Raw genomic sequence first — 12,208 nt, forward strand, 5'->3', positions numbered from 1 at the left:
AACTGAAAAATATTACATTTATTATCACTAAAATAGAACTTTTCATGAATGATTTCATTATAAATCTCAATTTTTTAAAATTTAGAAGTTTATCTGGGGCGGCAGACAACTAATTTTATTGAAATTATCAGAAAATTTTCTACAAATAGTTTGTGAAAACGTTCTCTTCGTGTTATAATAGATTTGTATTTCAAATTTACAGAAGGAAGGTGATGTAGTGGATTTCACCTCTCGCTCCGTTCACCTAATGGGGACAACGATTTCGATTTCAATTCTTCATCATCAAGCCGACTTGTTACTTGATAAAGTTGTTCATCTTCTTTTCCTTTATGAAAAGCGCTTTAGTGCAAACGATGACGCTTCTGAGTTGATGAAAATCAATCATCAAGCTGGAAAAAATTGGGTTCAGGTGCATCCAGAATTATTTGAATTAATTGAGTTGGGAAAGAAACACAGTTTAGCTCGAAAGAGTCATTTAAACATTACTATCGGTCCACTCGTTCAAACATGGCGTATTGGCTTTCCGGATGCAAAAATTCCTAGTACAGAAGAAATTAAACACTGTCTTTCTTTAATAGACCCTACTTCTATTAAGTTAGATGCTGCTTCTTCTAGTGTTTTTTTGGCAGAAAAAGGAATGAAGATTGACCTTGGCGCAGTTGCAAAAGGTTATATTGCTGATAAGGTGATTGAATTTGTGAGAAATGAAGGAGTCACTTCAGCGCTTATCAACTTAGGAGGAAATGTGCTGACTCTCGGAGGCAATCAAGTTTCTAAGCGATCTTGGAGGATTGGAATCCAACATCCTAAATTAAGGCGAGGACATAACGTGGCTATTCTTCCTATAGTGAATCAATCCGTTGTAACTTCAGGAATTTATGAACGAACCCTTGAAAAACAGGGACAATCGTATCACCATATTCTTGATAGCAAAACTGGCTATCCTGTTGACACAGATGTTGCTAGTTTAACGATAGTATCTAATCGATCTGTCGATGGAGAAATTTGGACAACACGGTTATTTGGTGAAACTCAAACTTCTATTTTAGAACAAGTTGAAAAAGAAGAAGAGATTGAAGCGCTAGGAATCACAAAAGATGATCAATTATTTTACACTTCTGGTTTGAAGCCAGAGCTTCTCTTTTAATGTTGGAAAGGAAATGATTATGTTAAAACTCATCGGTTTAGTTGGCACCAATTCAAAACGCTCAACTAATCGCCAGCTACTACAATATATGCAAAAACATTTTGCGGATAAAGCAGCAATTGAACTAGTGGAAATCAAGGATTTCCCTCTATTCAATAAGCCTGCAGATAAAAAACTTCCAACTATTGTAATGGAAATTGCTGAAAAAATAAAAGCCGCTGATGGTGTGATTATTGGAACGCCCGAATATGACCACTCCATCCCAGCTTCGCTCATGAGCGCTCTGGCTTGGTTATCTTATGGCATTTATCCCATGATTAATAAACCTGTAATGATTACAGGCGCTTCCTACGGAACTTTGGGGTCGTCTCGTGCACAATTACAACTTCGTCAGATTTTGGATGCCCCTGAGTTAAAAGCTTCCGTTATGCCTGGCTCTGAATTTTTGTTGTCACATTCTCTGCAGGCATTCGATAAAGAAGGTAACCTCATTGACCTAGACACCATTCAGAAATTGGATGCACTCTTTAATGATTTCCGGCTTTTTGTGAAAATTACCGAAAAATTGTCCAGTGCTCAGGAATTATTGCACAAAGAAGCTGAAAACTTTGACTGGGAAAACTTGTAAAAGGAGAATGACGTAATGAAATTTGTAGGAATTGTAGGCTCAAATGCAGGACAATCATATAATCGTAAATTATTAGAATTTATCAGAAAACATTTTAAATTAAAATTTGAATTGGAAGTCTTGGAAATTGATGAAGTTCCAATGTTTAACCAAGACGAAAAGTGGGATGAATCTTTCCAACTACGTCTCCTGTACAATAAAATCACTCGTGCGGATGGGGTCATTATCGCTACTCCTGAACATAATCATACAATTACTGCTGCTCTTAAAAGTGTACTTGAATGGCTGTCATTTGAAGTTCATCCATTTGAAAATAAACCGGTTATGATTGTAGGAGCTTCTTACTATGACCAAGGAACTTCGCGTGCACAAGTACATTTACGAAAAATACTTGATGCCCCAGGTGTTAATGCTTATACTCTTCCGGGGAATGAATTTTTGCTTGGAAAAGCCAAAGAGGCCTTTGATGAAGAGGGAAACATCAGCAACGAAGGAACTGTTGCATTTCTTGAAATCTGCTTAGATAATTTTATGAAATATGTAGAGGTCGTTTCAAAATTGAAAAAACCAAAACCAATTGAACCAGAAGACTTGGATGTTACTAATCCTATTGCGACAACAATTCAAGGTATTGATCCAGACGATCCTGAATGGGTTGAAAAAGCTGCTGCTATGGTTGGCGCTGTGTCAGGAGATACTTATGTAAAACTGGATCATGGTATTTTGACAGTCGATCAAATCAATATGTTTTTGAAGTCCATGCCGTTTGAACTGACTTATGCCGATGATAATAATCAATTCCTCTATTATAACAATGCGCATCAAGATCCTGATACGATGCTGGCAAAACGTGTACCATCACAATCCGGAAATCGCTTATCTACTGTTCACAATTCACTCCCAGCTAGTAGAATGAAAAACGTTGAATGGGTTGTGGGTACGTTGCGTAATGGAAACCAAGAGTATGTTCGCACTTTAATTCCAAATCCAAGCTCAACGGTTTTAAATACACATAACTATCAGGCTATGTATTATCCAGATGGTTCTTACGCAGGTATTAATGAAATTGTCTTCAATTTTAGACCGTGGTTAGAATGGTACTTAGAAACGACTGGTCAACGTTTAGTTGGTGGAAACGGACCATTTGCTCCTACAGGAGAAAATGTGAGTGCAGACACTACTTCTGGTGCTTCGGATGCAGGTAGTCACAGCGACAGTACGGGTGAAGCAGATGCTACTTCTGCTGCTTCCAGTCATTGATCTAAAGAAATCAAAAAAAGGTTGAGCAATTTTGTCTCATCCTTTTTTCTGTGCAAAAGATCATTCCATAAGATTCACTTGCGCAGATTTTGTGAACTTGCTATAATAATGAATATACGCAAACGTTTTCTGCCACAAGGAGATAATGATGATTGAAGCAAATCAATTATATAAGACATATAGTATTGTCGAGAAAGAATTAGGCCTTAAAGGTTCTATCAAAGCTTTTTTTCACCCTAAGAAAAAACAAATTCATGCTGTACAGAATATTTCATTAACGGTTCAAAAAGGTGAAATTGTTGGTTATATTGGTTCGAATGGAAGCGGAAAGTCCACGACTATAAAAATGCTAACAGGTGTTCTTTATCCAGATCGAGGTAGTGTTAAAATTAATGGACTTACCCCACAGAAACATCGTACAGCAGTCAATAAGCAAATTGGCGTTTTGTTTGGACAAAAATCACATTTACGTTGGGATATTCCTGTGCTGGAATCTTTTATTTTGCATGCGAAAATCTATGACGTTCCTGATAAAGTTTTTGAGGAACGCTTGGAGCAATTAATTGACCTGTTGCAGCTAGGAGATTTTATTCACCAGCCTGTTCGTAATCTTTCGCTCGGGCAACGAGTTCGCTGCGAATTTGCTGCTATATTCATTCATCAACCTGCCGTTGTTTTCTTGGATGAACCTACAATCGGCCTTGATGCCAGTGTAAAAGAAACAATCCGTTCTTTTATTCGTTTTATGAATATGGAACATCAGACAACTTTTCTCATTACGTCCCATGATATGCAAGATATTGAATCACTCTGTGGACGAATTTTTATCATTGATAAGGGCAAAAAGGTTTATGATGGAAGTCTGACGAAATTAAGAGAAAAGTTTTCAACAGTTAAAACCATTTCTTTCAAAACGCAAGCGCCAATAGAAGAGCTATTCCAAATGAATGGGTTTCGTTTTGAGAAAATTGACTCTTATCATTTCAATATTCATTATCAGACAGATATTTATACTAATGCCCAAGTTATTAATCAGATTTTTGATTATTATTCAATCGAAGACCTAGCTATCAAAGAATTGACAATTGAAAATATCGTCAAACAAATTTATGAGGAGGGGCTTGATGAGTAAATATATTCATATCACACGATTAGCTCTTATTACGCAACTTCAATATAAATCTTTCTTTGTCGCGACCCTGATTCGTACTTTCATACAAGTTCTTGTCTCTATTTTCGTTTGGAAAACCATTTTTTTCACCCAATCTCAAGTCAATGGTTATACTTTAGAAACGTTCACAACCTATATTATCTTCGCAAATCTACTAGGAAATCTAAATAGTTTTAGTATTGGACGGGATCTATCTCTGATGATTGTAGATGGGAATATTACTGGCGAGCTACTTTATCCTTACTCTTTAATTACTTCGCTCTTTTTCCAAGACTTTGCTGTCAAAATTGTTGAAATTGTTAAATTCATTCCAATTTTATTAATTATCCCTTTGCTTCAAGGACAGTTTTATCTTCCAAATTGGCAGACAGGATTGCTTTTCTTATTTTCTAGTTTATTAGGAATGTTTATTATCCTCTTACTAGATTTAGGATTTAGTTTAACCGCCTTTTTCACGGCAAATACATGGGGAATATTGATTCTCAGAAATGGCCTTTTTTCACTCGCTTCTGGAGCGCTTTTGCCACTAAGTTTTTATCCAGAAAATATTGCAAACATTTTGAAACTATTACCTTACAGCTTTGCTGTTAATTTTCCGGTCAATATCCTTTTGAGAAGACAGGTTAATTTTGAGCTCTTCTGGATTCAGTTGGCTTGGATTCCGATACTTTCAGCTTTTATTGCTCTACTTTGGTACCAAGCTAAACGTCGTTTAGTCATTTTAGGAGGTTGAAGATGAAATACATCAGCATTTATTTTTATAACCTCAAAGCTTACTTGATTGCTAGTATGTCTTATAGGATGGACTTCTTTATTGGACTTATTTCTTCTTTGATTGAACAGATTGTTTATTTAATCTTTTTAAATGTATTATTTGCAAATATCAAGGAAATTGCCGGATTCAACTATGGACAAATGCTATTTATTTATGGAATGGCAACTATCGGACGTTCAGTTCACCTGATTTTCTTTGACAATCTTTGGATGTTTGGAAGCCGCTATATTCGCAAAGGTGAGTTTGAACGGCTACTTATCATGCCCATCAATCCTCTTTTTCAGCTAATTTGTGAACGCGTGCAGCTACAAGGGTTTGGCACAACACTGATGGGAGCTATTGCAACTTATCAATCCTATCATTTACTCGGACTGCATTGGAACATTTTTCATCTACTTCTCTTTGTCTTTATCTGTATTTGTATTGGTTTACTCTATGCTGCTATTCAATTAGGACCTACTGCTCTTGCTTTTTGGATTGTCGAATCTTTCCCTATCACAATGGGGATTTTCTCCCTCAATCAAATGGCACAATACCCTATCAAAATTTACCCAACCTTTATCCAATTGATCCTAATTTTTGTATTTCCTTATGCTTTTACTTCTTTTTTTCCAGCTCTTTATTTTTTAAATCTAGGCTGGGTTGGTTTGCTACTTCCTTTAGTCCTACTTGTTATTTTTACTATCAACTACGCTCTATTCAAATACGGCATGAAAAAATTCTCCAGTGTTGGGAATTAAATATTAAAAACCAACTGAAATCTTTCATCAGTTGGTTTTATTTGCCTTTGGAAAATAGAGACGAATCTCCGTATAAGTATTTTCTTCAGATTTAATTTCCATGTGATAGGATTTACCAAATTGTAATTGCAAACGCTGATTAACATTCTTCAAACCGACACCACCTAGGTGCATCAAGAGGGTATCAGCTGTATCATGAGCGACAAATCCTCGACCATTATCGTAAATGGAAAGAATTAGTTGATGACTATTTTCATAAACACTAACTCGAATCATCCCTTGACGATTCATTTCCTTGATACCATGATAAATCGCATTTTCAACCAAAGGCTGCAAAATTAATTTTGGAATCTGATAATTATCATAAGCACTTAACTCTTCAATTTCATACTGTAATTTCTCTCCATACCGCTGTTTTTGAATGAACAAATATTGCCGAACATGATCAATTTCATCCTTGAGAGAAATTTGTTCATGACCTTGATTAAGTGCCAAACGGAAATACTTAGCCAGTGATTTTGTGACTTCTACAACACGTTTGCTATCGTTAAATTCTGCCATCCAAACAATGGTATCTAATGTATTGTACAAAAAATGAGGGTTAATTTGACTGGAAAGCGCCTGTAATTCATATTTTCTGACATTTTGCTCTTCTTCTTTGACAGCCATCATCAATTTGTCAATCTGATTGAGCATTGTATTAAACTGCTTGGCTAAATCAATCAATTCGGGGGATCCTTTTTCAACAGCTCGCAAGTGCGCATTCCCAGATCCGATAGCTAAAATGGTCTCTTGCAACTCATGCAAGGGCTTAATCCATAAACGCAAGATAAACCAAATGCCAATAAGACAAATACCTAAAGCTAATAATCCTGTTCCGATAAAAGACCAAAGAATTTGTTTTTGCACAGCATGCAGTTGCTCCATAGAAGACACACCAATCAAGGTCCAGTCACTATGTGGAATTTGGTACTGAGATACGTAGGCCTGCTTTGATTTTACATAACCATTTTTTGCAGCAATATAGGGCGCCATCGCACGCATTTCAGTAGCGGATGAATAAACTGTTTTCTTTGGGTGATAGACAAAATCATGTTTGTCATTCACAATGAAAGTAAAACCGTCTTTCCCCAGTTGCAGGCGATCTAGATAGGCTTCCAACGTCTTGTAACCAATATCAAGTCGAACAACTCCTAGATTTTTCCCATCTTTATCCACTACCTCTTGTGTAATGGACACAACCCATTTTTCATCCGTTTCCTTATCAACAGTTTTACGCGCTGGTGTCAGTACGGGCATAGCGCCCTTATGAATAGCATCCTGATACCAATTTTCTTTCATCATATCACTAGATGTTTTCACTGTTAAATTGGGATCAGTTGAGATGAGATTGCCATTTTTTGTTACCAAAACAGCGGATACCAAATCTGAATCTGTCTTTAAAATCATTCCCAGCAATTGACGGAGTTGTCCAGCATACCTTTCATCAGGTTTCTGTGCATAAGTTTTTACTGTCTCGCTTTCAGCTAAACTACTAGTAGTTTCCTTTAATTTTTGCAAGTAAGAAGTAATAAACTGCCCACTTTGCTGAATCGTATTGCGTGTTGTTTGTTCTGTTGTTTGTCGAATAGCCGCCGAGCTAGTTTGATAATAAAGTCCTCCGACCATTCCCAGAAGAACCAAAATAATAACAAAAACATAAATCACCAGCTGAATCAAAAGTGAATAACGTTTCATTGAGTGTCTCCTTTTTTAAATTGCCGAGGTGTCACTCCAACGATTTGCTTAAAGCGTTGAGAAAAGTAATTCATATCCTCAAAGCCGACTTGCTCTGCTACTTCGTATACTTTTAAATCCGTCGTTAGCAATAGCAATTTTGCTTTTTTCATTCGCTCTTGAATTAAATAATCTTGAAATGGCAAACCTAGTTCCTTTTTAAGCAATACACTCAAATAAGATGGACTAAAGCCTAATTGAAAGGCTAAAGATTTTAAGGATAATTCTGTATCGGCTAATCGGTCATGGATAGCTTGTTCTAAGGCCGAAAATTCTGCCTGCTCTACTAGCTCATGCACCTGGTGCTCCTTCTTTTCCTTATCCAATTTTACTTTCACTTTTATCAACATGGTTTCAACATCTTCTCGTGAAAACGGCTTTAGTAAATAATCATCCGCACCTAATTTAACAGCTGAAAGGGCATATTCAAAATCATCGTACCCTGTTAAAAAAATAATATGTAATTGCGGATACTGTTCTCTTGCTAATTGGGCTAATTTAATACCATTCATCTGAGGCATATTAATATCAGTCAGGATAATATCTGGGCATTCTGCTTGAATCTTTTCCCAAGCCTCTAAACCATTTTCAGCCTCACCTATCACTTGCATGTTAAATTTTTTAAAGTCTACTAAAGACGAAATACCTTGTCGAACAAGGTATTCATCTTCTACAATCATAATTGAATACACGAGCGCACTCCTACTATTTACTAAACTCATTATAGCAAATTTTTTCTTAAAATGCTGTTAGACATAGTTCAATAAATATCCATAACCTTTGCTTTCCATTTGGTCTTTAGGAATAAACTTGATAGACAAGCTATTAATACAATAACGAAGTCCACCTTTATCTTTAGGACCATCTGTAAAAACATGCCCCAGATGGGAATTACCAACCCGACTTCGTACTTCTGTTCGAGTCATATTAAAGCTATGGTCTTCTTTATAGTTTGCGACATCCGGGCTAATCGGGCGCGTAAAACTTGGCCAACCACAACCTGATTCAAATTTATCCTTTGATGAAAATAGTGGCTCACCTGTTACAACATCGACATAAATTCCTGCATCAAACTTATCCCAATAACGATTTGAAAAAGCACGTTCGGTCTCATCTTTTTGAGTTACCGCATATTCTTCCTCTGTCAATTTTTTCTTAATTTCGTCATCTGATGGTTTTTTGTATTTAGCTGCGTCAATCACTGGATAAGTTGCCTGTTTTACATTTATATGGCAATATCCATTTGGATTTTTCTTCAAATAATCTTGATGGTACTCTTCAGCCTTGATAAAATGTTTGAGCGGCTCTTTTTCAACTGCCAAAGCTGTTTTAAATTTTTTGCTTTGTTCTTCAAAAACTTGGTTGATAGTCGTGATATCGGCTTGGTCTTGATAATAGACACCTGTGCGGTATTGAGGACCACGATCATTTCCTTGTTTATTTTTGCTAGTTGGGTCAATAATTCTAAAATAATGTAGCAAAATCTCTCTTAAAGAAATTTTATTGGCATCATAAGTCACATGAACCGTTTCAGCATGTTTAGTTTGTGAGATTAGTTCATAGTTCGTTATCTCGCTATTTCCGTTCGCATAGCCAGAGACTGCATCTATTACACCATTAACACGAGAAAAATATTCTTCTACCCCCCAGAAACAGCCACCTGCAAGATAAATATGTTTTAAATTAGCATTTTTCAAATCAGGTTTCTTGTTGTTGACGGGTGTCGTTTGGCTAACAGAGGCTTCTTTGATTTGATCGATAGATGACTTCGTTGTCATAAAACGTCCCCCCAAAACAATTGTACCAAGGATAAGTAAAATGGATCCGAAGAGTAAAAGCAATTTCATTTTGTGATCCATCGTCATTACCTCCTATTTGATACTTTTCAGAGTTGATTCAATTTCAGACTTTTTGATAAAACCTGGACGAGTTTTAACTAATTTTCCGTTACTATCAATAAATGCGGCTGTTGGATAAGAGCGAACTCCATATTGCTCTAGTAATTTTCCACTTGAATCAATCAAAACAGGTAAGTTTTTATAATCTAGTTTTGAATACCACTTTTTGAAATCTGTTTCTGATTTTTCACCCTTATGACCTGGAGAAACGACTGATAAAATAACGTAGTCTTTGCCATTTTCTTTCGCCAATTCATCCGTGTGTTTCAGCGTGGATAGACAGATTGAGCACCATGATGCCCAGAATTTCAAATAAACTTTCTTTCCTTTAAAATCTGATAGTTTATAAGTCTTGCCATCAACTCCTTTTAGATTAAAATCAGGAACAGCTTCTCCTTGATTTGCTTTTGTAGCAGTAACCTCATTGTTCTTGTTAGCTACTTGTCCTTGTTCAGTTTTATTTGTATCATTTGCTGAAGAATTTGTTTTTTGATTTGCACATGCACCTAAAAAAGTAGCACATAACAAACTCGTAACGACTAATATTGATTTTCTCATGGGATTTCCTCCTTTTTTATCCACCAAATATTGAAGCCAGAACGTTGAAATTTCCTAGCATGAGTAAGATTCCCATTAAAATAATGAGAGCCCCTCCAATCTTCTTCAATGTGCTCATATAAGGTTTAATTTTCCCAAAATGGCGCAATACAATTGAAGAAGCAAAAGCTAAAATAAGAAATGGGATAGCTAATCCTAGGGTATAAACCAACATGAGCAATCCACCTTGCCAAGCTCCATTTCCACCAGAAGCAGCAATAGCTAATACTGAACTAAGGACTGGGCCAACACAAGGTGTCCAACCAAAACTAAAAGTTACACCTAATAAGAAAGCATTGTAAAAATCATTCCTATTCTTATTTTGCTTTAATTGGAGACTTTTTTGTCGTTGTAATACCTTGAAATTTATCAACTCCATTTGATGAATACCAAGTAGGATGACAATAGCCCCCAGTACATAACGAAACCAATCAGCGTTCAATATTTTTCCTAAAAATCCTGCTCCATATCCAAGAATTAGAAATACAACTGATAAACCAGCAATGAAAAATAGTGTTTTTACAATGCCATACCAAGAGATTTTCTTTCCCAAAACAGTCACTGTCCTCGGCTCATCTGTATCTAACAAAATTCCAACATACACCGGTAAGAGAGGTAAAATACACGGCGAGAAGAAAGATAAGATACCGGCCAAAAATACAGAAATTGAAAATACGGTTGATGCCATACCTTTTCTCCTTACTAATTTTCTTTATATAGCTAGTATATATTTGATGAGCAAAAAAAAATAGAGGTGACGATTTGAAAAAACTTGAATTTAATATGGTCATAAAAAAATCTACCACTTTCGTGATAGATTTCTTGAGATTATTCCATTTCAAAAGTATCGCTTTTTTGCTTGTTTGGTAAAAACAAAGAGACTATAATTCCAATAACTGTTGGTATTAGCCAAGGAATAGATGCTTGGGCAAGTGGTAGGGTGTTGATTATATTTATAAGAGCAGTTAATTTAAATTGTTGTCCAATAATACTTGTAAAGGCAATAGCTGTCACAACGGCTACTGTCAATTGCATTCCTATTTTAGATAAGGCAACAAATTTATTGACTATCACAATCATTACGATTGCAATGATAATTGGATAGAGAATTTGTAAAACTGGCACAGAATACTGAATAATTGTTTCCAAGCCAAGATTTGCAATTGCAAATCCAATCAATGTAAAGACTGTCGCATAAGTTTTATAAGCAATCGCAGGAAACGTTTTGTTGAAAAATTCAGATGTTGAGACAATCAAACCAACCGTTGTGGTAAAACAAGTCACTATCACCATTACAGCAAGGAAGATTTGTGCTGTTGGTCCAAAAATAGCCTGTGTAGCTCGGGACAAGACATAAACCCCTTTATTGGCATCAGACGCCATTACGTCAGCAGGAATTGGGAAATGATTCCCTAAGAAAGCCAATCCAATATACAACGCACTAAACCCAAGTGCCACCACCACTCCAACAATCCAAATAGTTGAAATATATTCTTTTTTATTGGCAAAACCAAGTTGGTTCAATGTTTGGACAGCAATAACACTAAAGGCAACAGAAGCAAGTGCGTCAAGCGTATTATACCCTTCAAGAAAGCCGGCTCCAAAAGCTGCCTTTGCGTATTCTGTACTAGCTGTTTGTGGTACGGTAGCCCCATATTTAATGACTCCTAGAATGATTAGAATGATAATCAAGATGGCAAAGACGGGGGTCAAAATGCGACCAATCCGATCCAAAATTTTAGAAGGATTTAATGAAATCAGATAAGCAGATACAAAATATAAAACTGTAAAAATAATGAGTCCCAAACCAGTCATATTACTCGGAAGCAATGGTGCAATTCCAACTTCATAGGAGGTAGTCGCTGTCCGTGGTATGGCAAAAAAAGGACCAATTGCCAAATAAAGAGCCACTAAGTAACTCGTTGCAAACCACGGAGAAATCTTTTTAGAAATCTCATAAACATAACCTTTTGGATTTAATGCACCAATAATCAATGTCAAAATGGCAATTCCAACTCCCGAAAGCACAAATCCAGAAATTGCTGGCCAAAAATTCTTACCTGACATGGCTCCTAAAGTCGGCGGAAAAATTAAATTACCTGCGCCGAAAAATATTCCAAACAAGAGTAATCCTGTTAGCGCCCCTTTTTTTAACATATTGCTCTCCCTTTTTAAATTAAGTACATTTAATCATTATAACAGATTCTAACAATACT

Annotated in this window: 12 protein-coding genes; 6 read left to right on the forward strand and 6 right to left on the reverse strand. The window is 36.1% G+C overall.

From position 1 onward, the window contains the following. Positions 1-217: 217 nt before the first annotated feature. The 6 genes from PCY10_RS02750 (at position 218) to PCY10_RS02775 (ending at position 5,721) form a co-directional block, all read left to right on the forward strand. Entirely contained in the window at positions 218-1,147 is a 930-nt protein-coding gene (locus tag PCY10_RS02750; protein WP_117276170.1) for an FAD:protein FMN transferase, read from the forward strand. Positions 1,148-1,166: 19 nt separating this feature from the next. After that, entirely contained in the window at positions 1,167-1,775 is a 609-nt protein-coding gene (locus PCY10_RS02755) for an NADPH-dependent FMN reductase (RefSeq protein WP_117276169.1), read from the forward strand. A gap of 15 nt (positions 1,776-1,790) precedes the next feature. Next, positions 1,791-3,035: an NAD(P)H-dependent oxidoreductase gene (locus tag PCY10_RS02760; RefSeq protein WP_125455301.1), complete on the forward strand. Its 1,245-nt coding sequence runs from the start codon at positions 1,791-1,793 to the stop codon at positions 3,033-3,035. A 148-nt stretch (positions 3,036-3,183) separates the two neighbouring features. Then, positions 3,184-4,167, forward strand: a complete 984-nt coding sequence (locus tag PCY10_RS02765) for an ATP-binding cassette domain-containing protein (protein ID WP_102568014.1) — start codon at positions 3,184-3,186, stop codon at positions 4,165-4,167. After that, complete coding sequence (locus PCY10_RS02770) at positions 4,160-4,939, forward strand: ABC-2 family transporter protein (RefSeq protein WP_048786609.1); 780 nt, start codon at positions 4,160-4,162, stop codon at positions 4,937-4,939. Before PCY10_RS02765 ends, PCY10_RS02770 begins: the two co-directional genes overlap by 8 nt. 2 nt (positions 4,940-4,941) lie before the next feature. After that, positions 4,942-5,721: an ABC transporter permease gene (locus tag PCY10_RS02775; RefSeq protein ID WP_125383965.1), complete on the forward strand. Its 780-nt coding sequence runs from the start codon at positions 4,942-4,944 to the stop codon at positions 5,719-5,721. A gap of 27 nt (positions 5,722-5,748) precedes the next feature. Here PCY10_RS02775 and PCY10_RS02780 read toward each other — a convergent pair whose 3' ends face one another. The 6 genes from PCY10_RS02780 to brnQ form a co-directional block, all read right to left on the reverse strand. Continuing rightward, a complete protein-coding gene (locus PCY10_RS02780) occupies positions 5,749-7,458 on the reverse strand; it encodes a sensor histidine kinase (protein WP_301558791.1) in 1,710 nt (569 codons plus the stop codon). After that, positions 7,455-8,189: a response regulator gene (locus tag PCY10_RS02785; RefSeq protein ID WP_003076277.1), complete on the reverse strand. Its 735-nt coding sequence runs from the start codon at positions 8,187-8,189 to the stop codon at positions 7,455-7,457. Before PCY10_RS02785 ends, PCY10_RS02780 begins: the two co-directional genes overlap by 4 nt. Before the next feature lie 57 nt (positions 8,190-8,246). Beyond that, positions 8,247-9,356, reverse strand: a complete 1,110-nt coding sequence (msrB, locus tag PCY10_RS02790; RefSeq protein WP_301558792.1) for a peptide-methionine (R)-S-oxide reductase MsrB — start codon at positions 9,354-9,356, stop codon at positions 8,247-8,249. 12 nt (positions 9,357-9,368) lie between these two features. Continuing rightward, positions 9,369-9,953 (reverse strand): redoxin family protein, encoded by a 585-nt coding sequence (locus PCY10_RS02795; RefSeq protein WP_301558793.1) that lies wholly within the window; start codon positions 9,951-9,953, stop codon positions 9,369-9,371. Positions 9,954-9,969: 16 nt separating this feature from the next. Then, positions 9,970-10,680 carry a thiol-disulfide oxidoreductase-associated membrane protein CcdA2 gene (ccdA2, locus tag PCY10_RS02800; protein ID WP_003069152.1) on the reverse strand — a complete coding sequence of 237 codons (711 nt, stop codon included), beginning with the start codon at positions 10,678-10,680 and terminating at the stop codon, positions 9,970-9,972. A 140-nt stretch (positions 10,681-10,820) separates the two neighbouring features. Continuing rightward, positions 10,821-12,149 (reverse strand): branched-chain amino acid transport system II carrier protein, encoded by a 1,329-nt coding sequence (gene brnQ, locus PCY10_RS02805; protein WP_301558794.1) that lies wholly within the window; start codon positions 12,147-12,149, stop codon positions 10,821-10,823. Positions 12,150-12,208 lie beyond the last annotated feature (59 nt).

Source organism: Streptococcus sp. SI1 (assembly GCF_030439945.1).
Lineage (GTDB): Bacteria > Bacillota > Bacilli > Lactobacillales > Streptococcaceae > Streptococcus > Streptococcus intermedius.